Here is a 22,550-nt window from a genome sequence, read left to right on the forward strand (position 1 = left end):
CTTGCAGCCACCTGACCCCGCGCCGCCCCTCGCGGACCTACCCTGAGCCGGTGACGACGGCGCTCGCGGTGCGGGTCCTGGGACCGGTCGAGGTGGGCACCACCGACGGACCCGTGCCGCTCAGCGGCTCCCTGCGCACCCTGCTGGCCGCGCTCGCCGTGGACGCCGGGCGCGTCGTGGCCGCCGACACCCTCGCCGACCGGCTCTGGGACGACGGCGGCCTGGACGCCGGGTCCTCCACCGTGCACAGCTACGTCTCGCGCCTGCGACGCCGCCTGGAGCCGCAGCGACCACCGGACGGCTGGGGCGTGCTGCGCACCCGCGCCCCCGGCTACGCGCTGGTGCTGGAGCCGGGGGCGCTGGACGCCGCCGAGTTCCACCGGCTGGTCGCCGCGGCCCGCGCCGCCGCCGAGCCCGTCGCGGCCCGCGACGCCGCCGCGCGGGCCCTGGCGCTGTGGCGCGGACCCACCGCCTACGCCGACGTCCCCGCCGACTTCGCCCGCGCCGAGGCCGACCGGCTGCACGAGCAGCGGCTGGAGGCCGAGGAGCTCGCCGCCGACCTGGACCTGACCCTCGGCCGGCACCACGAGCTCGCCGAGCGCCTGCCGGCCCTCGTGGCCGCCGAGCCGTTCCGCGAGGGCCTGCGCGCCTCGCTCGTGCTCGCCCTGTACCGCTGCCACCGGCAGGCCGACGCGCTGCGCACCTTCGAGGAGGGGCGGGCGCTGCTCGCCGACGCACTCGGCGTGGACCCCGGCCCGCGGCTGCGCCGGCTGCACGAGCTCGTGCTGCGGCAGGACCCCGCCCTCGACGCGCCGGAGCCGCCGCGCCCCGCACCGGCGCCCGTCGCGCGGACCGTGCGGGCCGCGCCGTCCGCGCCGGTCGCGGACCCACCGGGTGCCGCGGCGCTGCGGCGCCCGCCGCTGCCCGTGCCGCCCACGCCGCTGCTCGGGCGCGAGGAGGACCTCACCCGCCTGCACCGCCTGCTCGACGACGGCGCCCGCCTGCTCACGCTCACCGGCACCGGCGGTGTCGGCAAGACCCGGCTCGCCCTCGCCCTGGCGCAGCGGGTCGCCGACCCGGCCGGCTCGCGCTTCCCCGACGGGGCCGTGCTGGTGCCGCTGGCGACCCTCGACGACGCCGGCGCCGTGCTGCCCGCCGTGGCCCGGGCCACGGGCGCGGGCGCCGTCGACGGCCCCGCCGCCCGCGACGCCGTGACCGCCCACCTGCGCCCCCTGCGACTGCTCCTCGTCCTGGACAACGTCGAGCACCTCCTCGACGCGGCCGTCGACGTGGCGGAACTGGTGCGCACCTGCCCGGACCTGTCCGTCGTCGTCACCAGCCGCGCACCGCTGCGCGTGGGCGGCGAGGTGGAGCACCGCGTCGAGCCGCTGGCGCTGCCCGGCGCCGGCGCGAGCCCGCGCGAGGTGCTGGCCTCCCCGGCCGTCACCCTGTTCTGCGAGCGCGCGCGGGACGTGGTGCCCGGCTTCACCGTGGAGCGCGACGACGCGCGGACCGTCGCCGACGTGTGCGCCGCGCTCGCCGGCATCCCCCTGGCGCTGGAGCTGGCGGCCGCGCGGGTGCGCGTGCTCAGCCCCCGGGACCTGCTGACCCGGCTGGACGAGGCCCTCTCCGGCGGGCGACGGGACCTGCCGGAACGCCAGCGCACCATGCAGGCCACCCTCGACTGGAGCATCGGCCTGCTGGACGAGCCCGCCCGGCGCCTCTTCCGCCGCCTCGCCGTCTTCGCCGGGGGCTGGACCCTGCCGGTGCTGGAGGCCGTGGAGGGGCCGGCCGTGCTGCCGGTCCTGGAGGCGCTCGTGGAGCAGTCGCTCGGGCGCGTCGAGCACCCGAGCGACGGGGCCCGCTTCTCGATGCTCGAGCCCACTCGCCAGCACGCCCGGCGCCTGCTCGGCGAGGACGAGCGCGCGCGGGTCGCCGCCGCCCACGCCGCCGCCCACCTCACCCTCGCGGAGGAGGCGTACGTCGGCTACCAGCGCGACGCGCAGGTCGGCTGGCTGCGCCGCGTCGAGCGCGAGCACGCCGACCTGCTGGCCGCCGTGGAGTCCTCCTGCGCCGCCGGCGACGGCGAGACCGCCGGGCGCCTGGTGTGGGCGATGTGGCTGTTCTGGTGGATGCACGGCCACCTCGCGGTGGGCCGGCGCGCCTGCGAGGCCGTGCTGGACGTGCCCGGCCTGCCCGGGCGGGTGCGGGTGCGGGTGGACCTCGCCCTGGGCGCCATGCTCTTCGCGCAGGGCGAGCACGAGCACGCCGAGGAGGTGTGGCAGCGCGCGCACCGGCTGGCCGAGGCCGTCGGCGACGACGAGGCGCTCGCGCACACCACGGCCGGCACCGGCATCACGGCGCTGGCCCGCGGCGACGCCGCCACCGCCGTCGCCCGGCTGCGCACCGCGCTGCCGCTGGCCGCGGCGCTGCCCGCCGCCTCCGACGGGCCCTGGCTCCAGGCGCTGGGGCACGTGTGGACGGGCACGGCGCTGACCGCCCTCGGCGGGCTGGACGCACCGCGCCGGGCGCGGGAGCACTTCGAGGCGGGCCTGGCGCTGGCCCGCGCCCGCGGGGACCGGCTGACCACGTTCGTGGCGCTGTACAACCTCGCCCAGGCGGAAGCGCTGCGCGACCCGTCCGCCGCGCGGCGCCACCTGCACGAGGGCACGGCCCTGTCCGCCCAGGTCGGCGACCTGGCCAACCTCTCGCACTTCCTCGACGCGCTCGTCGTGCTCGGCGTCGGCGCGCACGATCCGGTGGCGGGGGAGGAGGCGGAGCGGCTCGCCACCGCGCTGGGCGCGGCCCGCGCCGCCCGGGAGACCGTGGGCGCCGCCGTGTACGGCTTCTACCTGCGCGACGACGCGCAGCTGGCCGCGGCCCGGGAGCGGTTGCGCGAGGTGCTGGGCGAGGACCGCTTCGCGGCGGCGGTGGCCGCGGGGCGGGCCCTGCCGGTGGTGGAGGTCGTGCGGCTGGCCACCGGCGCGGGCGGGCCCGCCCGCGCGCCCGGCGCCGCGCCGGGGCTCACGGCGCGGGCAGCGCCAGCCACTGCTCCCAGGTGAGGTCGCGCCCCACGAACCGGGGCCGGGTGAACGGCCAGTCGCGCCGCACCCAGCGGGGAACCTCCGCGTCCAGCACCGCCTCCAGCTCCGAGCCGACGAGGCGGTCCACGACCCACCACGAGACGTCCGCGTCGGCGCCCGCCCGGCCCGCGGGGTCCAGGTAGACGCAGCCCAGCAGCTCGGCCTCCTCGTCGTCGAACAACGCGTAGTTGAACGACTCGTGCCGGGCGATCTCCGCCTCGTGGTGGGCCAGGTCCAGGCGGTCCTGCTCGTGGGTCATGCCCTCCGGCGGCCAGCCCCACGCGGCGCCGTAGATGGACCACAGGCGCTCGCGCGAGCCCATCACCGCGGGCAGGTCGAGGTCCACGTCCACCTCGCGGATCGGGCGCAGGTGGTGGCCGGTGGGCAGCTCCAGGCGGGTGGGGTGCCGGAACCACGGCGGCAGCCACGGTTCCACGACGCGGTCCTCGGGCACGGGCTCTCCTCTCGCGGCACCGCCGGTCGGCGGTCCCGCACAGGCTGCCCGCCCGTCCTTGCCGGTCGCTTGCAGCACCGGGGGAGTGCGGGCACGGCGCGTGCAGGCCGCCGGCAAGGCGAGCGGGACACGCTCGGTGGCGTGCAGGCAGCAACCTCGTCCCCAGCCCTCGCCGTCCCGCAGGCCCGCGACGGACGGTCCCCGCGCACCCCGTCGCCCACCCGGGCGCCCACCCAGGCGCACGGCGCACCCGCCACGCCGTGCCGCACGGCGCCGGCGGACCTCTTCTTCGCGGAGGACCACGAGCTCGTCCTGGCCGCGAAGGCGCTGTGCTCGTCGTGCCCGCTGCGGGCGGCCTGCCTGGCCGGGGCGCTCGCCCGGCGCGAGCCCGCCGGCGTGTGGGGCGGTCAGCTCTTCGTCGGCGGGGTCGCCGTCGCCTACCGCCGTGGTCGCGGCCGCCCCCGCAAGGACGCCCCGCCCCTCACGCCGGTGCTGTGAGACGGGCGCCCCCGAACTGCCGGGGGACGCCCGCCCGGGCCGGGTCAGCTCGCGTCGCGCTCCTGGGCGCGCAGGGCGCGGGCCACCCCGTCGCGGTTCTCCAGCACCAGGCGCCGCAGGGCCGGCGGGGCGTCCTGCGCCTCGGCCAGCCAGCGGTCGGTGCGCTCCAGCAGCTCGCCGTCGGCCAGCACCAGCGGGTACAGGCCGGTGACGACCTGCTGCGCCATCTCGTTGGTCCGCTGCTCCCACACCGTGCGCAGCGCGGCGAAGTACGGCTCGACGAACGGCCGCAGCAGGTCGCGGTCGTGCACCCGGCCGAAGCCGGAGATCACCGAGGCCTGCACGGCGTTGGGCAGGGTGCCGCGCTCGACGACCTCCTCCCACGCGGTGCGCTTGGCCGCCGGGGTCGGCAGCGCAGCGCGCGCCGCGGCCGCCGAGCGCTGCCCGGTCGCGGTGGCGTCGCGCCGCAGCTCGGCCTCCACCGCCGCCTCGTCGGCGGCGCCGCCCGCCGCCAGCGACGTCAGCAGCGCCCACCGCATGTCCGCGTCGACCTCCAGGCCCTCGATGACCGAGGTGCCCTCGTACAGGCCGCGCACCACCGCCAGGTGCTCCTCGCCCCGTGCGAAGGAGGCGAACGCGCGGGCGAACTGCAGCTGGGTGTCGCTGCCGGGCGCGGCCGCCCGCAGCATCTCCAGCAGCGCCGCCGCGGTGCGGTCCTTCGCGTCCTCCCGGCGCGCGGGGGCGGTGTACAGCTCGACGGTCGTGGCCAGCTGCCGCAGCAGGACCAGGGCGACGGTGGAGTCGGCGCGCGCCGCGTCACCGGGCAGCAGCGTGCCGAGCAGCAGGTCGACGTAGTCGCCCGCGGGCAGCTCGCCGTCGCGCGTCATGTCCCACAGCGCCGCCGCCACCAGCGAGCGCGGCATCGACTCGGTGAAGTCGTCCAGGTGCTCGAGCGCCGTCGCCAGCGAGACGTCGTCCAGGCGGATCTTGGCGTAGGCCAGGTCGTCGTCGTTGACCAGCAGCAGCGCGGGCCGCTGCCGGCCCACCAGCTCGGGCACCTCGGTGCTCCCACCCGCCGCGTCCAGCTCGACGCGGGCGGTGCGCCGCAGCTTGCCGTCGACGAGGTCGTAGCAGCCGACCGCGAGCCGGTGCGCGCGCAGGTGCGGGTGCTCCGCCGGGGCCTCCTGGCGCAGCACCGCGGAGGTGACCGTGCCGTCGGCGTCCGTCTCGAGGACCGGCCGCAGCGTGGCGACGCCCGCGGTCCCCAGCCACTCGCGCGACCAGGAGCCCAGGTCGCGGCCGGAGGTGGCCTCCAGCTCGCGCAGCAGGTCACCCAGCTCGGTGTTGCCCCACGCGTGGCGGCGGAAGTAGGCGCGCACGCCGGCGAGGAACTCCTCGCGGCCGACGTAGGCGACGAGCTGCTTGAGGACGCTGGCGCCCTTGGCGTAGGTGATGCCGTCGAAGTTGACCTCGACATCCTCGAGGTCGTTGATCTCGGCGACGATCGGGTGGGTCGTGGGCAGCTGGTCCTGGCGGTACGCCCAGGACTTCTCCAGGGAGTTGAAGGTCGTCCAGGCGCCCTCCCACTCGGTGGCCTCGGCGGCGGCGAGCGTGCTGGCGAACTCCGCGAAGGACTCGTTGAGCCACAGGTCGTTCCACCAGCGCATGGTCACCAGGTCGCCGAACCACATGTGCGCCAGCTCGTGCAGCACCGTCACGACGCGGCGCTCCACGGTCGCCCGCGGCACCTTGGAGCGGAAGACGTAGCTCTCCACGAAGGTCACCGCCCCGGCGTTCTCCATGGCGCCGGCGTTGAACTCCGGGACGAACACCTGGTCGTACTTGGCGAACGGGTAGGGCGTGTCGAACTCGCGCTCGAAGAACTCGAAGCCCGCCTTCGTGGCGGCGACGACGTTGTGCGCGTCGAGGTGCTCCACGAGCGACTTGCGGCAGTACACGCCCAGCGGGACCGTCCGGCCGTCGGAGGAGACGAGGGAGTCCTCGGAACCCTCGTACGGGCCGGCGATGACCGCGGTGACGTAGCTGGACAGGCGCGGCGTCGGCTCGAAGCGCCACCGCTTCCCGCCGGCGACCTCGTCGGTGCCGGCCACCGGTGCCCCCGAGATCACCCGCCAGTGCGCCGGCGCGGTCACCGTGAAGGTGAAGGCGGCCTTGAGGTCGGGCTGCTCGAACACGGCGAACACCCGGCGGGAGTCGGCCACCTCGAACTGCGTGTAGAGGTACACCTCGTCGTCGACGGGGTCGACGAAGCGGTGCAGGCCCTCGCCGGTGTTCATGTACCGGCAGTCGGCCACGACGCGCAGCTCGTTCTCCTCGGCCAGGCCGTCGAGCTGCACGCGCACGCCGTCGCTGACGGCCGCCGGGTCCAGCGAGCGGCCGTTGAGGGTCACCTCGTGCACCGCGGCGCTGATCAGGTCGATGAACGTGGACGCGCCCTCGCGCGAGCGGAAGCGGGCGGTCGTCACCGAGCGGAACACCTCCGGACCCGTCGTCAGGTCCAGCTCCACGTCGTAGGTGTCGACCTGCACGAGGTCCGCGCGGGCGCGAGCCTCCTCGCGCGTCAGGTTCTCGCCGGGCACGTCCACGTCCTTCCGGTCCACCGGGTGCGCTGGGAGGCGGCCCCTCGTCCAGCCGCGCGCCACTCTGCCACGGCCCGCCGACACCGCGACCTCCGGTTTCCCGGTCCGCCGCGCCGTGGCCGCCTCCCGGCGCGCGGGGCAGGATGGCGCCATGACGACGACCACCGCGAAGGACAGCGCCGACTTCTGGTTCGACCCGCTGTGCCCCTGGGCCTGGATGACCTCGCGCTGGATGCTCGAGGTGGAGGAGGTCCGGGACGTCACCGTCCGCTGGCACGTGATGAGCCTGTCGGTGCTCAACGAGGGCCGGGACCTGCCGCCGGAGTACCGCGACCTCATGGACCGCGGGTGGGGCCCGGTGCGCGTGGTGACCGCCGCCCGCGCCCTGCACGGCGAGGAGGTGGTCCTGCCGCTGTACACCGCCATGGGCACCCGCATCCACCCCGGCGGGAACAAGGACCTCGACGAGGTGATCGCGCAGTCCCTCGAGGAGGTGGGGCTGCCCGCCGACCTGGCGAACGCCGCGCGCACCGACACCTACGACCCGCAGTTGCGCGCCTCGCACACCGAGGGCATCTCCCTGGTCGGCGAGGACGTCGGCACCCCCGTCGTCGCCTTCGAGGGCACCGCCTTCTTCGGGCCCGTGGTCACCCCCACCCCGAGGGGCGAGGACGCGGGGAAGCTGTGGGACGGCTGCCTGCTCGTGGCGCGCACGCCCGGCTTCTTCGAGCTCAAGCGCACCCGCACCCAGGGCCCCGTCTTCGACTGAGGCGCCCGGCCCGGCCGGTGCCGCCCACCCGTAGGGACCCGGCGGGTGGGCGCGCGGCGGGCCTGCGAAGCTGTCGCCATGCGCGTCCACATCGGCACCGACCACGCCGGCTTCGAGCTCAAGCAGCACCTCGTGAACCACCTGCGCGAGCAGGGCCACGACGTCGTCGACCACGGCGCGCCCGAGTACGACGGCACCGACGACTACCCGCCGTTCGTGCTGCGCGCCGCCGCCGCGGTCGCCGCCGAGCCCGGCAGCCTCGGTGTCGTCCTCGGCGGCTCCGGCAACGGCGAGCAGATCGCCGCCAACCAGGTGCCGGGCATCCGGTGCGCGCTGGCCTGGTCGGTGGAGACCGCCCGGCTCGCCCGCGAGCACAACGACGCGCAGTGCGTGGGGATCGGCGCGCGCATGCACTCCTTCGACGAGGCCACCGCCCTGGTCGACGCCTTCCTGGCCACCCCGTTCTCCGGTGACGCCCGCCACCAGCGCCGCATCGACATGCTCACCGAGTACGCCCGCACCGGCGAGCTGCCGCCGCTGCCGCACGCCTGAACCGGGCACCGAGGTGCCCGAGGGGAACGTCGTCCACCGCCACGCTCGCGTCCTGCGCGAGCGGTTCGGCGGCCACCGGCTGACCGTCAGCAGCCCGCAGGGGCGCTTCGCCGAGGGCGCCGCGCTGCTCGACGGGCGGGTCCTGCGCGGCACGGACGCGCACGGCAAGCACCTGCTCCTCGACACCGGCGCCGAGCGGGTGCTGCACGTGCACCTGGGCCTGTACGGCACCTGGAACCTCGGCGACGGGGAGCCGCCCGAGCCGCGCGGCGCGGTGCGCGCCCGCCTGGTCGCGGACAGCGGCTGGGCGGACCTGCGCGGGCCCAACGCCTGCACGGTGCTCACCGCCGCGGAGGTCGCCCAGCTGCACGCGCGGCTGGGCGCGGACCCGCTCCGCGCGGACGCCGACCCCGACGCCGCCTTCGCCGTGGTGAGCAGGTCCCGCGTCGCGGTGGGCGCCCTGCTCATGCAGCAGGAGGTCGTGGCGGGTCTCGGGGCCATCTACCGGGCGGAGCTGCTGTTCCGCGCCGGGGTGGACCCGTACCGGCCGGGCCGTGAGCTGGGGCGCGAGGAGTGGGACGCGCTGTGGGCCGACGCGGTGCACCTGCTGGGGAAGGACGTGCGCACCGGGCGCATCGTCACCACCCGCCCGGCGCACCGCTCGAACCCGCGCGGTGCGCCGTCGGAGGAGGACCGCTTCTACGTCTACCGGCGCGGTGGGCAGCCGTGCCGGTTGTGCGGCACCCCGGTGCGGCACGCGCAGGTGGTGGCCCGGCACCTGTTCTGGTGCCCCACCTGTCAGCCGGCCTGACCGCCGACCGCCCGGTCCGCGGCCGCCAGCTCGGCGGCCAGCTCGGCGCCCAGCCCGCGCGCCAGGTCCTCCAGCAGCGGCCCCGCGTCCGACAGGCAGCGCTCGGTGTCCGGTTCCACGTCGGTCAGGGCGCGCGCGTCCGCGAACCCGGCGCCGCGCCAGCGCTCCTGCGGCAGCGTCCGCCGGCCGCTGACGACGACGACCGGTGCGCCCAGCTCCGCCGCGGCGCGCGCGACACCCACGGGCGTCTTCCCGCCCAGCGACTGCTCGTCGAAGCTGCCCTCCCCGGTGACCACCAGATCGGCGCCCGCAGCGCGCCCGGGCCAGCCCACCAGTTCCAGGACGACCTCGACACCGGGCCGGCGGTCCGCGCCCAGCAGGCCGAGCGCCACCAGGCCGGTTCCGCCGGCGGCACCGGCGCCGGGGGCCTCGCGCGCGTCGGGGACCCCGGCGGCCGCCAGCGCATCGGCGAGGCGGGCCAGGCCCGCGTCCAGCGCGGCCACCTGCGCGGGGTCGGCACCCTTCTGCGGGCCGAAGACGGCCGCCGCCCCGCGTGGGCCCAGCAGCGGGTTGTCCACGTCGGCGGCCAGCGTCCAGCGCACCTGCCGCACGCGCGGGTCCAGGCCCTCCAGGTCCACGCGCTCCAGGCGGCTCAGCGCGCCACCGCCGTCCGTCAGCTCCCGCCCGTCGGCGTCGAGCAGCCGCGCCCCCAGGGCGGCCAGCAGACCGGCCCCGCCGTCGGTGCAGGCGCTGCCGCCGACCGCCAGCACGACCTCGCGGGCGCCGTCGTCGAGCGCGGCGCGCACCAGCTCGCCGGTGCCGCGGGAGGTCGCGGTCAACGCAGCGCGCCTCCCGCCGGGCAGCCGGTCCAGCCCCGACGCCTGGGCCAGCTCCACCAGGGCCGCCGGCCCGTCCTGGCGGCGCGCCCAGGTCGCCGCCACGGGTTCCCCCGTGGGCCCGGTCACCGTGGTGGTGACCGCGCGCCAGCCGGCGGCGACCGCGGCGTCCACCGTGCCCTCACCGCCGTCGGCGACCGGCACCTCGCTCACCCGCAGGTCCGTCGCGGCCCTCGCCGCGCCGAAACCCGCGCGCAGCCCCGCGGCCACGCGCGCGCACACCTGGGCCGAGGTCAGGGACCCCTTGAACTTGTCGGGGGCGACGACGACGTGCAGGGGCAGCGACACCGGTGTACGCGCGATCACGGTGCCAGCCTGCCAGGTGGACGCGCGCCGCGGGCACCGGGCGCGCACGATGCCGGACGTGGCGATCCCCAGGCTGACGGCCGACGACGTGGCGTGCTGGGTGCTGAAGACGGGTGCCGACGTGGCCGAGCTGGCCGGCGCGCCCGAGGGGGAGGCGGTGCCGCTGGCCCGCTGCGTGCACCCGACCTACCGCCTCGGCCTGGTCAGGCCGGGGCAGCCGGTGCTGCTGTGGCGCAGCGGGCGCCAGGCCGGGGTCCGGGCGGTGGGGCAGGTGCTCGCCGCGCCCGCCGGCGGCGCGGTGCGGGTGGCGCTGCGGCGGCTGGCCGAGCCCGTGCCGCGCGCGGACCTGCTGGCCGACGCGCGCTTCCGCGCGGCGGAGGTGGTGCGGGTCCCCATGGGCGCCAACCCGTCCTACCTGACGGCGGTGCAGCTCGCGGCGGTGGCCGAGCGCCTCGCGCCGGCCGCGGGCTGGCCGTCGCCGGGAGGAGCCGGCGCAGCGGTGCCGTGATCGCGTCCCGACGCGCCGGGCGGGCGCAGGTGTGCCAGGTTTGACGGTGTCCCGAGTGAGGAGAGTGCCGTGCGTGTCGCGCTGATGTCCCTGTCCGTCGCCGGTCTGGTCGCGCTGGCCGGGTGCAGCACGCAGACCAGCGAGAGCACCACCGAGGAGACCGAGGTGGTGAGCCCGGAGGACCGCGGTCCCTCGGAGGAGGTGCCGACCGAGGTCACCGACGAGGAGCCGCCTGTGGGCGACGCCGCCGTCGAGGAGGAGGTCGTCGTGGACTCCTGCCTGGTCGTCGAGGGGCAGGTCGTCGCCGGCCTGACCGTCAACAACGGCGAGGTGGACCCCCGCAGCTACGTCATCACGGTGGCGGTCGCCGGTCCCGACGGTCAGCCGGTGACCGAGGTGGCGGCGACGGCGGACGACGTGCGTTCCGGGCAGGTGGTCGAGGTGCAGGCCGTGGGCGACGTCGCCGACCCGCCGGCCGAGGTGACCTGCGAGGTCGCCGACGTCAACAGGTTCTGAGGCCGCTCCCGGCCTCCTGCGACGAGAGCCGCCGCCCCCGGAGGGGCGGCGGCTCTCGCGCGTGGAGCGGGCGACGGGAATCGAACCCGCGTAGCTAGTTTGGAAGACTAGGGCTCTACCATTGAGCTACGCCCGCGCGACCGCGCTCACGCGCCCGGGCGGGCGGGCGTCGCGGTCGGTACCCAGCTTAACGGGTCCGCAGCGGTAGCCTGTCGCGGTACCCGCCGTGCGCGGCGGGTCGCGGGGTGTGGCGCAGCTTGGTAGCGCGTCCGCTTTGGGAGCGGAAGGCCCCCGGTTCGAATCCGGGTACCCCGACGGCCACCGCCCGGTGGTCCGCGGACGACGTGCCGCGGCGCTCGGGCGGGACGACGCCCCGGCGCGGACGGCTAGGCTTCCGCGGTGCGCCGGGGCACCCCGGTGCACCGCACGCCTGACCACGACCTCCGCACCGCGCGGAGAGACCCCAGGAGAACCCCGCTGTGAAGAGCGACGTCGAGACCCTCAACCCGACCCGGGTGAAGCTGACCGTCGAGGTCGGCTACGACGAGCTGAAGCCGAGCCTCGACGCCGCCTACAAGTCGATCGCGGGCCAGGTGCAGGTGCCGGGCTTCCGCCGGGGCAAGGTCCCCCCGCGCGTGATCGACCAGCGCTTCGGCCGCGCCGCGGTGCTGGAGGAGGCCGTCAACGACGCCCTGCCGAAGTTCTACCAGCGCGCCGTGGAGGAGAAGGAGCTGCGCCCGCTGGGCCAGCCCACCGTCGACGTCTCCCAGGCGCCGGACCCGAGGACCGGCGGTGACCTGCGCTTCTCCGTCGAGGTGGACGTCCGCCCGACCCTGGAGCTGCCGGTCCTGGAGGACCTCGAGGTGTCGGTGGACGACCTGTCCATCGCCGACGAGGACGTCGACGCGCGCCTGACCTCGCTGCGCGAGCGCTTCGGCACGCTGACGGGCGTGGACCGCCCGGCCGTCGACGGCGACTTCGTCTCGCTGGACCTGCGCGCCGAGATCGACGGCGAGGAGATCGAGACCGCCAAGGGCATCTCGTACCAGGTCGGCCAGGGCAACATGATCATCGGCCTGGACGACGCCGTGACGGGCCTGTCCGCCGAGGGCAGCACCACCTTCACCGCCCCCCTGGCCGGCGGCGACCGCAAGGGCGAGGACGCCGAGATCACCGTGACGGTGCAGTCCGTCAAGGAGCGCGTCCTGCCCGAGGCCGACGACGACTTCGCGCAGCTGGCCAGCGAGTTCGACACCCTGGAGGAGCTGCGCGCCGACCTGCGCAACCAGGTCGAGCAGTCCAAGAAGTTCGAGCAGGGCCTGCAGGCGCGCGACCGCGTCCTGGAGAAGCTGCTGGAGCTCGTCGAGGTGCCGGTGCCCGAGTCGCTCGTCGAGGCGGAGATCCACTCCCACCTCGAGCGCGAGGGCCGCCTGGAGGACGCCGAGCACCGCGCGGAGATCGACGAGAGCACCCGCGCCGCGCTGCGCAGCCAGCTCCTCCTCGACGCGCTCGCCGAGCGCGAGGAGATCGGCGTGGAGCAGCAGGAGCTGCTGGAGTACCTGGTCGGCCAGGCCCAGCAGTACGGCATGGAGCCCAACCAGTTCGTGCAGATGGTCGACCAGTCCGGGCAGGTCCCCGCGATGGTCAACGAGGTGCGCCGCCGCAAGGCGCTGGCGGTGGCGATGGAGAAGGCCACCGTCAAGGACGCCTCCGGCGCCGTGGTGGACCTCGAGGAGCTCGTGGGCGGTCCCGAGGACGACGAGGAGGCTCCCGCCGGCGCGCCCGAGGGTGCTCCCGCGGAGGCCGTCGAGGAGCGCGCGGACGGTGCCGAGGGTGCGGCGGACGCGCCGGAGACCGGCGAGACGGTCGACCCCGTGGGCGACGACGCGCAGGCCGCGGCCGACGCGGCCGCCCAGAGCGCGACCGAGCAGCCGCAGGGCGGCGAGGACCAGGCCAAGGCCTGACCGGACGCACCGGCGCCGACCCCCCGGGCCGGCGCCGGTGCGCCCACAGCGAAAAGCCCCCGGCCCCGACATGCCCGCGACGGCCTGCGCGTTAGGGTCGATCGAGATCGGCGGGACGCTCCGCCGGCCCCCGTGCGCGGGGGTGGTCGACGCCAGGAGAGGGCCAGGGAACAGCGTGAGCGAGATCTTGAGCGCACCGGGACTGGTGACGCCGCAGCACGCCCGCACGCCGGGCACGCCGGGGATGGGCCTCGACGACAACGTCTACCAGCGGCTCCTGCAGCAGCGGATCATCTGGCTGGGCTCGGAGGTCCGCGACGAGATGGCCAACGCCATCTGCGCGCAGCTGCTGCTGCTGGCGGCCGAGGACCCGGACGCCGACATCTACATGTACATCAACTCGCCCGGCGGGTCGGTCTCCGCGGGCATGTCGATCTACGACACGATGCAGTACATCAAGCCGGACGTGGCGACCATCGCCACCGGTCTGGCGGCCTCGATGGGCCAGTTCCTGCTGTGCGCCGGTGCCGCGGGCAAGCGCTCGGCACTGCCGCACGCCAAGATCATGATGCACCAGCCGCTCGGCGGTCTGGGCGGCTCCGCGAGCGACATCAAGATCCTCGCCGAGCAGATCATCATGACGAAGAAGCAGATGGCCGAGCTCATCGCCCAGCACAGCGGCCAGAGCTACGAGACCATCACGCGCGACTCCGACCGGGACCGCTGGTTCACGGCGGAGGAGGCCCAGGAGTACGGCCTGATCGACCACGTCGTGGGCCGCTCCAGCGAGGTCTCCGGCGGTGGGGGCACCGGTGCGTGAGCCCGGGGGCCGGCCCCCGCTGCACCTCCCGCCGCACCTGACCGCCCAGATGGGAGACCGCCCGATGGACCAGCACAGCCGCTTGAACCCCGCGTACGCGCCGTCGGCGCGCTACGTGCTCCCGCAGTTCGAGGAGCGCACGTCCTACGGGATGAAGCGCTCGGACCCGTACACCAAGCTCTTCGAGGACCGCATCATCTTCCTCGGCGTGCAGGTGGACGACGCCTCGGCGGACGACATCATCGCCCAGCTGATCGTCCTCGAGTCCCAGGACACCGACCGCGACATCATCATGTACATCAACTCGCCCGGCGGGTCCTTCACGGCCCTGACGGCGATCTACGACACCATGCAGTACATCCGTCCGGACATCCAGACGTACTGCATGGGCCAGGCGGCCTCGGCCGCCGCCGTCCTGCTGGCGGCGGGCGCCCCCGGCAAGCGCTTCGCCCTGCCGAACGCCCGCATCCTCATCCACCAGCCGGCGATGTCCGGCGGCGGCTACGGGCAGGCCTCCGACCTGGAGATCCAGGCCAACGAGATCCTGCGCATGCGCACCTGGCTGGAGCAGACGCTGGCGGCTCACTCCGGCCGCACCGCCGAGCAGGTCGGCACGGACATCGAGCGCGACAAGTTCCTCTCGGCCGAGGAGGCCGTCGAGTACGGCCTGATCGACGAGGTGCTGCAGAGCCGCAAGGCGTCCGCGGTCACCCGTTAGGCAGCAGCGCACCGAGCGTCCCGGGGGGCCGGTCTGGCACCGTGTCCCCCGGGGGCGTGTAATGAGTCCGCGGCGCGCACCCGGCGGGTAGCGTGGACGAGTCGTGACGGTGCCGGGGACCCGGCTCCCGCGGGGTCCGCGGACCCGTCGAGCAGGACGAGGAGAGGAATCCGTCGGTGGCACGCATCGGTGACGGTGGCGATCTGCTGAAGTGCTCCTTCTGCGGAAAGAGCCAGAAGCAGGTCAAGAAGCTCATCGCCGGCCCCGGCGTCTACATCTGCGACGAGTGCATCGACCTCTGCAACGAGATCATCGAGGAGGAGCTCGCCGAGGCCAACGACCTGGGTCTGGTGGAGCTGCCCAAGCCGCGGGAGATCTTCGAGTTCCTCGACCAGTACGTCATCGGCCAGTCCTCGGCCAAGAAGTCGCTGGCGGTGGCCGTCTACAACCACTACAAGCGCATCCAGGTGGGGGAGCCGGCCGCGAAGGGCCGCGACGAGGCCGTCGAGATCTCCAAGTCGAACATCCTGCTGATCGGTCCCACGGGCTGCGGCAAGACGTACCTGGCGCAGACGCTCGCCAAGATGCTCAACGTCCCCTTCGCCATCGCCGACGCCACGGCCCTGACCGAGGCCGGCTACGTCGGCGAGGACGTGGAGAACATCCTCCTGAAGCTCATCCAGGCCGCCGACTACGACGTCAAGAAGGCCGAGACGGGCATCATCTACATCGACGAGGTCGACAAGATCGCCCGCAAGTCGGAGAACCCCTCGATCACGCGGGACGTCTCCGGTGAGGGCGTGCAGCAGGCGCTGCTGAAGATCCTCGAGGGCACCACCGCGAGCGTGCCGCCGCAGGGTGGCCGCAAGCACCCGCACCAGGAGTTCATCCAGATCGACACCACGAACGTGCTGTTCATCGTGGGTGGGGCCTTCGCGGGCCTGGACCGCATCATCGAGGCCCGGGCGGGCAAGCAGGGCCTCGGCTTCGGTGCCCAGCTGCGACCGACGGGGACGGCGAAGCCGGAGCCGACCTTCGGTGACGTCATGCCCGAGGACCTCATGAAGTTCGGGCTGATCCCCGAGTTCATCGGCCGCCTGCCCGTCATCACGTCGGTGGAGAACCTCGACCGCGACGCGCTGGTGCGCATCCTCACCGAGCCGCGCAACGCCCTGGCCAAGCAGTACCAGCGGATGTTCGAGCTGGACGGCGTGGAGCTGGAGTTCACCCCCGATGCCCTGGAGGCGGTGGCCGACCAGGCCATCCTGCGCGGCACGGGTGCTCGCGGTCTGCGGGCGATCCTCGAGGAGGTGCTGCTCCCGGTGATGTTCGACGTGCCCAGCCGCGACGACATCGCCCGCGTGGTGGTGACCCGCGAGGTGGTGCTGAAGAACGTCAACCCCACGCTGGTGCCGCGTGAGGCGCCGGCGCGCAAGGGCAGCCGGGAGCGCCGCGAGAAGTCGGCCTGAGCCCGCGGCCGGGTGCTGCGAGCGCGAGAACGACGGAGGGCCCCGCCCCGTGCCGATCGGCACGGGGCGGGGCCCTCCGCGGTGGTGCGTGGACTCAGTCCTGCAGGACGGCCTGGACGTCGATGCTGACCTTCAGGGTGGTGCCGAAGACGGCCACGCCGATGCCCACCGCCTGGTTCCAGTTCATCTTGAAGTCGTCGCGGTGCAGCTCGGTGGTGGCGCTGAAGGCGGCGCGGGTGCCGCCCCAGGGGTCGGCACCGGAGCCGGTGTAGGTCAGCTCCAGCTGCACGGGGCGGGTGGTCTCCAGGAGCGTCAGCTGCCCCGGCAGCAGCCACCGCCCACCGTGGCGCTGCACGCCGGTGGCGCGGAAGCGCAGGTGCGGGAAGCGGGCGACGTCGAGGAAGTCGGCGGCGCGCAGGTGCTCGTCCCGCTGGGCGTTGCCGGTGTCGATCGAGGCGGCCTCGATCTCCACCTCCACCGCCGAAGCGGTGACGTCGTCGGCGGGCACGGTGATGACACCGCCGAAGCGGGTGAAGCGCCCGTGCACCGCGGAGATGCCCAGGTGGTGGGCGGTGGCGGTGATGGAGGAGTGGGCGGTGTCGATGGACCACGTCCCCGGCGGGGGGACGTCCTGCCCGCCGGTGCGGCGCAGGTGGACCTCCCCGGCGTTCCAGGTGCCGCCGGCGGGGACCACGACGCTGGTCGCCCGGGGCTCGTGGGCGGGGGCGGCCACCAGCACGGTGACGGCCCCCGCGGGCACGGCCGGCAGGGCGAAGGTCCCGTCGCCGCCGGTGACGGCGCGCGCCACCTGGCTGCCGTCCGACCCGAGCAGGGTCACGGCGGCGCCGGGCACGGGCCAGCCCTCCCGGGTCAGCACGCGCCCGCCGCCCGGGACGGTGCCGGCGGGCTGACCGGTGGTGCCCGCCGGCGGCTGGGCCGGTTCCCGGGCGCTCACCGCTGCCGCTCCCGGACCGGGGCACCTTCGGCGGTGCCGGCCGAGCCGAGGGTCACCTGCACCGCGGAGACGGTGTCCTCCTCCACGTCGACGTTCGTGGCCACGGGTGCGTACCCGGCCGCGGTGAGCGTGTAGTGGCCGCCGGCGAGGTCCTCGAAGCCGTAGCCCCCGTCGCTGTCGGTGAGCACCGAGCCGACGACCTGACCGTCGCCGTCCACGAGGGTGACGGTGGCCTCGCGCAGGCGCCGGCCGTCGCTGGCGGCGACGACGGTGCCGGTGAGGCGGCCGCCGCCGGTGAGCAGCAGGTCGCAGGCCAGGGCCCCCGAGTCGGGGACGTCGATGCTGCGGGCCAGCGGCCGGTGCGACTCGCTCTGCGCGGTCAGCACGTAGCCGCCGCCGACGAGGGCGCCGAAGGAGTAGCCGCCGTCGGTGCCGCTGCGGGTGGAGCCGACCACCTGCCCGGTGACGTCGGTCAGCGTCACGAGGGCGCCGGCCACGCCACGGTCGGTGTCGGTGGCCGCGTCCCGGGTCAGGACCCGGCCGGTGATGGCCGAACGGCCGGACAGGACGACGTCGCGCTGCACGGAGGCGCTGCCCACGCCGACGAGGGTGGCGGACGGTGCCACGTGCGGGGCGGCGACGATGAGCAGGTAGGTGCCGCCGGTGGGCAGGGCGATGCGGTAGCCGCCGTCGTCACCGCTGGAGGTGCGCGCCACCTGCTGGCCGCCCTGGTCGGCCAGGGTCACCACGGCGTCGGGCAGCGGGCGCCCGTCGGCGTGGCGGACGGTGCCGGCGAGGGCCAGTCCGGTGTCGGTGCGTTCGGCCGGTGCCGGTGCCGGCACCGCGCCGCCTCGCGCGGCGGTGCCGCCCTGCGCCGCGGTGCCGGCCTCGGACGCGTCGGCGGCGACCGGTGGCTGCACGGGCGTGCTGCCGGTGGCGGCAGCGGTCTCGGGCGCCATCGCGGGAGTCGCGTCGTCGCTGCGCAGCGAGTTCTCCTTGAAGAAGAGGGTCACGAGGAACGCCACGAGGGCGAAGGGGGCGGCGACCAGGAAGACGTCCGCGATGCCGGAACCGTAGGCGGACATCACCAGGGTGCGCAACGGCTCGCCCAGCTCGGACAGGTCCGGCAGGCTGCCGCCGCTCAGGGGCGCCAGGGCGGCCGGGTCGACACCGGCGTCGCGGACGCCGTCGAGCAGGTGGTCGGTGACGCGGTGCCCCAGGACGGCGCCGAGGGCGGAGACGCCGATGGCGCCGCCGAGGCTGCGGGAGAAGGCGACGAACGAGCTGGCCGAGCCCAGGTCCTCGGGGGCGGCGACGTTCTGCACGGCGAGCACGAGGTTCTGCATCATCATGCCGACGCCGAGACCCACGAGGGCCATGAAGATCGCGACGGCCCAGTAGGCGCTGTCGTGCTCGACGGTGCCCATGAGCGCCAGTCCAGCGGTGAGCAGGACACCGCCGGAGACGAGCCAGCCCTTCCAGCGGCCGGTGCGGGTGATGAACTGCCCGGCGATCGTGGAGGACAGGAACAGGCCCACGATCATCGGGATGGTGGAGAGGCCCGAGCGGGTCGGCGACTGCCCGCGGCCGAGCTGGAAGTACTGGCTCAGGAAGATGGTGGCGCCGAACATCGCCACGCCGACGAAGAGGCTGGCGAGGGCGGAGAGCACGATCGTGGGGTTGCGGAAGAACCGCAGCGGGATGAGCGGGTCCGCGGCGCGGGACTCGGCGAGCACGGTGAGCGCGAGCAGGACCACGCCGGCGGTCACGAGCGCGACGGTCCACCACGAGCCCCACGCGAACTGGTGCCCGGCGAGGGAGACCCAGACGAGCAGGGCGGACACGCCGCCGGCCAGCAGCAGGGCGCCGAGGTAGTCGATGTGGATCTCGCGGCGGGGCTGCTCGGGCAGCTTGAGGCGGAACTGCAGCACGAAGAAGGCGACGATCGCGAAGGGGACGCCGACGTAGAAGCACCAGTGCCAGGACAGGTGCTCGGTGAGGACGCCGCCGATCAGCGGGCCACCGACGGTGGCCAGGGCGAACGTGGCGCCCAGGTAGCCGGAGTAGCGACCGCGCTCCCGCGGGGTGACCATCGTGGCGAGGATGACCTGGGCGAGGGCCAGCAGGCCGCCGCCGCCGATGCCCTGCGCCACGCGCAGCGCGATGAGCATGCCCATGCTCGTCGACAGGCCCGCCACGGCGGAGGCGACGACGAACAGGACGAGGGCGATCTGGACGAGCAGCTTCTTGGAGAAGGTGTCGGCCAGCTTGCCCCAGATCGGGGTGGAGATCGTCGTGGCCAGCAGCGCTGCGGTGACGACCCAGGTGTAGCTGGACTCGGTGCCGCCGAGGTCGTTGACGATCGTGGGCAGGGCGTTGGAGACGACCGTGGAGGACAGGATCGCGACGAACATGCCGAGCAGGAGCCCGGACAGCGCCTCGAGCACCTGCGCGTGGGTCATCTTCACGGGGGCGGCCTGGTGAGCGTGCGCGACGTGGTCGGGTGGTGCGGTGGGGGTGCTCATGCGTTCCTCTGCAGGGTCTTCTCCGGGGCGGTGGTGGCGGCCAGCTTCCGCAGCAGGCGGGCGAGGTCGTCGACCTCGGCGTCGTCCCAGCCGGCCAGGCGCGCCACGAGCGCACCGACGACGCGGTCGCGCTGCGCGCGCAGCTCGGCCTCGCCGGCGGCGGTGACGGCCAGCCGCTGGGAGCGGCCGTCGTCGGGGTCGGGGGAGGTGGTCAGCAGTCCTTCGGCGCGCAGGTGGGCGACGTGGCGGCTGACGGTGGACAGGTCCAGGCCGAGACCCTCGGCGACCTCGCTCATGCGCAGGCTTCCGTGCTCGCGCACGATCGAGAGCGTCGCGGTGCCGGGCAGGGACGCGGCGCCGATGAGGCGCCGGCGGGCCCGTGCGAGGTGCGGCAGGACGGGGACGAGCGCGGCGCACGCGGTGGCGGTGGCCATGATCACCTCGGGGTGAGCGGTTGGTGTGTGCAAGCAACGATATGACGAGTGGTTGCTGCACACAAGCCAGCCCCGCGACGGCGGTGCCGCGCGGGGCCGGGAGGGGTGGGGGGGCCCGGTCAGAGCTGGGAGTTCAGGCGTGCCACGAGCGTGGCCAGCTGGGTCATGTCCTCCTCGGACCAGTCCTGCAGGCGCGCGTACAGGCGCTCCCGCCGGGCCGTCCGAGCCGCGTCCACCTTCTCGGTGCCGAGGGCCGACATCCGCAGGCGCACCGCCCGGCCGTCGGTGGGGTCGGCCGTCCGCTCCACCAGGCCGAGGTTCTCCAGCAGCTGCACCTGCCTGCTCAGGGTCGGCTTGCCGATGCCGAAGAAGGCCGCCAGGTCGGAGGGCCGGGCCTCCCCGACGTCGCCGAGGCGGACGAGCAGGCTGTAGGCCTCCGGCTCGAGCTCCGGGTGCACCGTGCGAGCCGTCTCGCGGCTGATCGCGCGCGAGCGGCGCAGCAGGACGGCGAGTTCTCGCTCCAGGTGGTCTGCGGCCTCGGGGTGCACGGGTGAACCGTACCGTCCCCGTCGCCGGCGACGGGGGACCTCCGCGACGCGTCGCACCCACCCGTGCTTGTGGTCGAGGGGACGCACCCCTAGGGTCGTCCCGATGCATCGGTCCGATGCATCGGGACCAGGTCGGAGGTGTTCGGTGGTGCGCAAGCGCGCAGACGTGCTGCCCCTGGCGGTGCTGGCGCTGCTGGCCGACGGCCCCCTGCACGGCTACGAGGTGCGCCGGCGGCTCGACGTGCGCCTGGGGGCGTTCCGCGCCCTGTCGTACGGCACGCTCTACCCCTGCCTGCGGGCGCTGCAGGCGGGCGGTTGCCTCACCGAGGCCACCGAGCAGCGTCAGCCGGGCACCGTCAGCACCAAGCGGGCCCGGGTCGTCTACGAGATCACCGACCACGGCAGGGAGCGGCTCGCGGAACTCCTCGAGGAAGCCGGTCCCTCCGCCTGGGAGGACGACGCGTTCGGGGTCCGCCTGGCCCTGTTCCAGCGCGTCGCCCCCCGCACGCGGTTGCGGATCCTCGAAGGCCGGCGCGCCCGGCTCCTCGAACGGCTCGAGCAGCTCAGCACGTCCATCGAGCGGACCCAGGCCCAGCTCGACGCCTACGCCCTCGAAGCGCAGCGGCACGGTCTGGAGACCGTGCGCAGCGAGGTCGACTGGCTGGACCGCCTCATCACGGCCGAGCGCCGTGCCCCCGCCCGGCCGGGCGTTCCGGCCGCCCCCCTCACCGAGGAGAGTTGATGTCCGAGATCCGCGTCGCCGTCGTGGGGGTGGGCAACTGCGCCGCCTCCCTCGTCCAGGGCGTCCACTTCTACGCCGACGCCGACGAGAACGCGACCGTGCCCGGCCTCATGCACGTGGAGTTCGGCGACTACCACGTGCGCGACGTGACCTTCGTCGCCGCCTTCGACGTCGACGACAAGAAGGTCGGCACCGACCTGGCCGACGCCATCGGCGCCAGCGAGAACAACACCATCAAGATCTGCGACGTGCCGGCCACCGGGGTCACCGTCCAGCGCGGCCACACCCTCGACGGCCTGGGCCGCTACTACCGCGAGACCATCACCGAGTCCACGGCCGAACCGGTGGACGTCGTCGCCGCGCTGCGCGAGGCGCGGGCCGACGTCGTCGTGTGCTACCTGCCGGTGGGTTCCGAGGACGCGGCGAAGTTCTACGCCCAGTGCGCCATCGACGCCGGGTGCGCCTTCGTCAACGCCCTGCCCGTCTTCATCGCCAGCACCCCCGAGTGGGCGCAGAAGTTCACCGACGCGGGCCTGCCCATCGTCGGCGACGACATCAAGTCCCAGGTCGGCGCCACCATCACCCACCGGGTGCTGGCCAAGCTGCTGGAGGACCGCGGCATCGAGCTCAAGCGGACGTACCAGCTCAACGTCGGCGGCAACATGGACTTCAAGAACATGCTGGAGCGCGACCGTCTGGAGTCCAAGAAGACCTCCAAGACGCAGGCCGTCACCAGCAACGTCCACGCCGACTTCGGCACCCGCGACGTCCACATCGGGCCCAGCGACTACGTGCAGTGGCTCGACGACCGCAAGTGGGCGTACGTGCGCCTCGAGGGCGAGGCGTTCGGCGGCGTGCCGCTGAACCTGGAGTACAAGCTGGAGGTCTGGGACTCCCCGAACTCCGCTGGCGTCATCATCGACGCGGTGCGCGCCGCGAAGATCGGGCTGGACCGCGGCATCGGCGGCCCGCTGCTGTCCCCGTCGGCGTACTTCATGAAGTCCCCGCCGGAGCAGCGCGACGACGAGCGCGGCCGCGCCGCCGTCGAGGCGTTCATCGCCGGGACCGTCGAGCGCTGATCGGCCGTCTCCCCACGCGGAGCCCCGTGGTGCACCCGCACCGCGGGGCTCTCGTGGTTCCCGGCCCCGGTCGGGTTCGTCGCCGGGTGGCGGGCCGGTCATGTTCGCCCGCGGTGCGGGTGCGCCGCGGAACCCCGCGCACCCGACGGCTCGACGCTGCTCCGGCCCCGGGTGCGATGTGGGGGAGGGGAGAGGTGCGGGGGCAGAGGACGGTGGCGGGTGCGGAGGCCGGCGTCCGGAGCCCGCCCCGCGCGAGGAGCCGCACCGGTGCACCGAGCAGCGGGCGGAGAGCCGGCCGCAGCA

The 22,550-nt window shown here is 74.8% G+C and carries 20 protein-coding genes and 2 tRNA genes; 14 read left to right on the forward strand and 8 right to left on the reverse strand.

The window, feature by feature from the left end:
* Nucleotides 1-50 precede the first annotated feature (50 nt).
* Nucleotides 51-3,062 carry a BTAD domain-containing putative transcriptional regulator gene (locus MN205_RS16230; protein ID WP_242129142.1) on the forward strand — a complete coding sequence of 1,004 codons (3,012 nt, stop codon included), beginning with the start codon at nt 51-53 and terminating at the stop codon, nt 3,060-3,062.
* On the opposite strand, the gene MN205_RS16235 is transcribed toward MN205_RS16230, so the two are convergent.
* The gene (locus MN205_RS16235) at nt 3,025-3,537 is read right to left on the reverse strand and encodes an N-acetyltransferase (protein ID WP_242129144.1); all 513 of its coding nucleotides are present in this window, start codon (nt 3,535-3,537) and stop codon (nt 3,025-3,027) included. The genes MN205_RS16230 and MN205_RS16235 overlap by 38 nt on opposite strands.
* A 141-nt stretch (nt 3,538-3,678) precedes the next feature.
* On the opposite strand from MN205_RS16235, the gene MN205_RS16240 reads away from it, so the two are divergent.
* Entirely contained in the window at nt 3,679-4,035 is a 357-nt protein-coding gene (locus MN205_RS16240; protein WP_242129146.1) for a WhiB family transcriptional regulator, read from the forward strand.
* Between the two features lie 44 nt (nt 4,036-4,079).
* Here the strand turns inward: MN205_RS16240 and pepN are convergent, their stop codons facing one another.
* The gene (gene pepN / locus MN205_RS16245; RefSeq protein WP_242129149.1) at nt 4,080-6,635 is read right to left on the reverse strand and encodes an aminopeptidase N; all 2,556 of its coding nucleotides are present in this window, start codon (nt 6,633-6,635) and stop codon (nt 4,080-4,082) included.
* Nucleotides 6,636-6,786: 151 nt separating this feature from the next.
* On the opposite strand from pepN, the gene MN205_RS16250 reads away from it, so the two are divergent.
* From MN205_RS16250 to MN205_RS16260, 3 genes are all read left to right on the forward strand, one after another.
* The gene (locus MN205_RS16250; RefSeq protein ID WP_242129151.1) at nt 6,787-7,404 is read left to right on the forward strand and encodes a DsbA family protein; all 618 of its coding nucleotides are present in this window, start codon (nt 6,787-6,789) and stop codon (nt 7,402-7,404) included.
* Nucleotides 7,405-7,482: 78 nt separating this feature from the next.
* Nucleotides 7,483-7,956 carry a ribose-5-phosphate isomerase gene (locus tag MN205_RS16255; RefSeq protein ID WP_242129153.1) on the forward strand — a complete coding sequence of 158 codons (474 nt, stop codon included), beginning with the start codon at nt 7,483-7,485 and terminating at the stop codon, nt 7,954-7,956.
* A gap of 13 nt (nt 7,957-7,969) precedes the next feature.
* Nucleotides 7,970-8,767, forward strand: a complete 798-nt coding sequence (locus MN205_RS16260; RefSeq protein WP_242129155.1) for an Fpg/Nei family DNA glycosylase — start codon at nt 7,970-7,972, stop codon at nt 8,765-8,767.
* On the opposite strand, the gene MN205_RS16265 is transcribed toward MN205_RS16260, so the two are convergent.
* Entirely contained in the window at nt 8,755-9,969 is a 1,215-nt protein-coding gene (locus MN205_RS16265) for a glycerate kinase (RefSeq protein WP_242129157.1), read from the reverse strand. The two genes, MN205_RS16260 and MN205_RS16265, sit on opposite strands and share 13 nt — an antisense overlap.
* Nucleotides 9,970-10,027: 58 nt before the next feature.
* On the opposite strand from MN205_RS16265, the gene MN205_RS16270 reads away from it, so the two are divergent.
* Nucleotides 10,028-10,477, forward strand: a complete 450-nt coding sequence (locus MN205_RS16270) for a hypothetical protein (RefSeq protein WP_242129159.1) — start codon at nt 10,028-10,030, stop codon at nt 10,475-10,477.
* 69 nt (nt 10,478-10,546) lie between these two features.
* Nucleotides 10,547-10,993 (forward strand): hypothetical protein, encoded by a 447-nt coding sequence (locus MN205_RS16275; protein WP_242129162.1) that lies wholly within the window; start codon nt 10,547-10,549, stop codon nt 10,991-10,993.
* A gap of 62 nt (nt 10,994-11,055) precedes the next feature.
* Here the strand turns inward: MN205_RS16275 and MN205_RS16280 are convergent.
* Nucleotides 11,056-11,129, reverse strand: a tRNA-Gly gene (locus MN205_RS16280).
* 105 nt (nt 11,130-11,234) lie between these two features.
* Here MN205_RS16280 and MN205_RS16285 point away from each other — a divergent pair.
* From MN205_RS16285 to clpX, 5 genes are all read left to right on the forward strand, one after another.
* Nucleotides 11,235-11,308 (forward strand) — tRNA-Pro (locus MN205_RS16285).
* A gap of 164 nt (nt 11,309-11,472) precedes the next feature.
* The gene (tig, locus tag MN205_RS16290) at nt 11,473-12,957 is read left to right on the forward strand and encodes a trigger factor (protein ID WP_242129164.1); all 1,485 of its coding nucleotides are present in this window, start codon (nt 11,473-11,475) and stop codon (nt 12,955-12,957) included.
* 244 nt (nt 12,958-13,201) lie between these two features.
* Nucleotides 13,202-13,777 (forward strand): ATP-dependent Clp protease proteolytic subunit, encoded by a 576-nt coding sequence (locus MN205_RS16295; RefSeq protein ID WP_242129496.1) that lies wholly within the window; start codon nt 13,202-13,204, stop codon nt 13,775-13,777.
* Nucleotides 13,778-13,841: 64 nt separating this feature from the next.
* Entirely contained in the window at nt 13,842-14,495 is a 654-nt protein-coding gene (locus tag MN205_RS16300; RefSeq protein ID WP_242129166.1) for an ATP-dependent Clp protease proteolytic subunit, read from the forward strand.
* Between the two features lie 176 nt (nt 14,496-14,671).
* Entirely contained in the window at nt 14,672-15,964 is a 1,293-nt protein-coding gene (clpX, locus tag MN205_RS16305) for an ATP-dependent Clp protease ATP-binding subunit ClpX (protein ID WP_242129168.1), read from the forward strand.
* Nucleotides 15,965-16,058: 94 nt separating this feature from the next.
* Here the strand turns inward: clpX and MN205_RS16310 are convergent, their stop codons facing one another.
* From MN205_RS16310 to MN205_RS16325, 4 genes are all read right to left on the reverse strand, one after another.
* A complete protein-coding gene (locus MN205_RS16310) occupies nt 16,059-16,841 on the reverse strand; it encodes a YceI family protein (protein ID WP_374115962.1) in 783 nt (260 codons plus the stop codon).
* 74 nt (nt 16,842-16,915) lie between these two features.
* Entirely contained in the window at nt 16,916-19,444 is a 2,529-nt protein-coding gene (locus MN205_RS16315) for a DHA2 family efflux MFS transporter permease subunit (RefSeq protein WP_242129172.1), read from the reverse strand.
* Nucleotides 19,441-19,878, reverse strand: coding sequence for a MarR family winged helix-turn-helix transcriptional regulator (locus tag MN205_RS16320; RefSeq protein ID WP_242129174.1), 438 nt, complete (start codon nt 19,876-19,878; stop codon nt 19,441-19,443). Before MN205_RS16320 ends, MN205_RS16315 begins: the two co-directional genes overlap by 4 nt.
* 119 nt (nt 19,879-19,997) lie before the next feature.
* Nucleotides 19,998-20,426: a MarR family winged helix-turn-helix transcriptional regulator gene (locus MN205_RS16325; protein ID WP_242129176.1), complete on the reverse strand. Its 429-nt coding sequence runs from the start codon at nt 20,424-20,426 to the stop codon at nt 19,998-20,000.
* A gap of 148 nt (nt 20,427-20,574) precedes the next feature.
* On the opposite strand from MN205_RS16325, the gene MN205_RS16330 reads away from it, so the two are divergent.
* Both MN205_RS16330 and MN205_RS16335 read left to right on the forward strand, forming a co-directional pair.
* Nucleotides 20,575-21,168, forward strand: a complete 594-nt coding sequence (locus MN205_RS16330) for a PadR family transcriptional regulator (RefSeq protein ID WP_242129178.1) — start codon at nt 20,575-20,577, stop codon at nt 21,166-21,168.
* Nucleotides 21,168-22,247, forward strand: coding sequence for an inositol-3-phosphate synthase (locus MN205_RS16335; protein ID WP_242129179.1), 1,080 nt, complete (start codon nt 21,168-21,170; stop codon nt 22,245-22,247). The genes MN205_RS16330 and MN205_RS16335 overlap by 1 nt, the downstream gene beginning before the upstream one ends.
* The last annotated feature ends 303 nt before the right edge of the window (nt 22,248-22,550 follow it).

Source organism: Kineococcus sp. TRM81007 (assembly GCF_022669155.1).
Lineage (GTDB): Bacteria > Actinomycetota > Actinomycetes > Actinomycetales > Kineococcaceae > Kineococcus.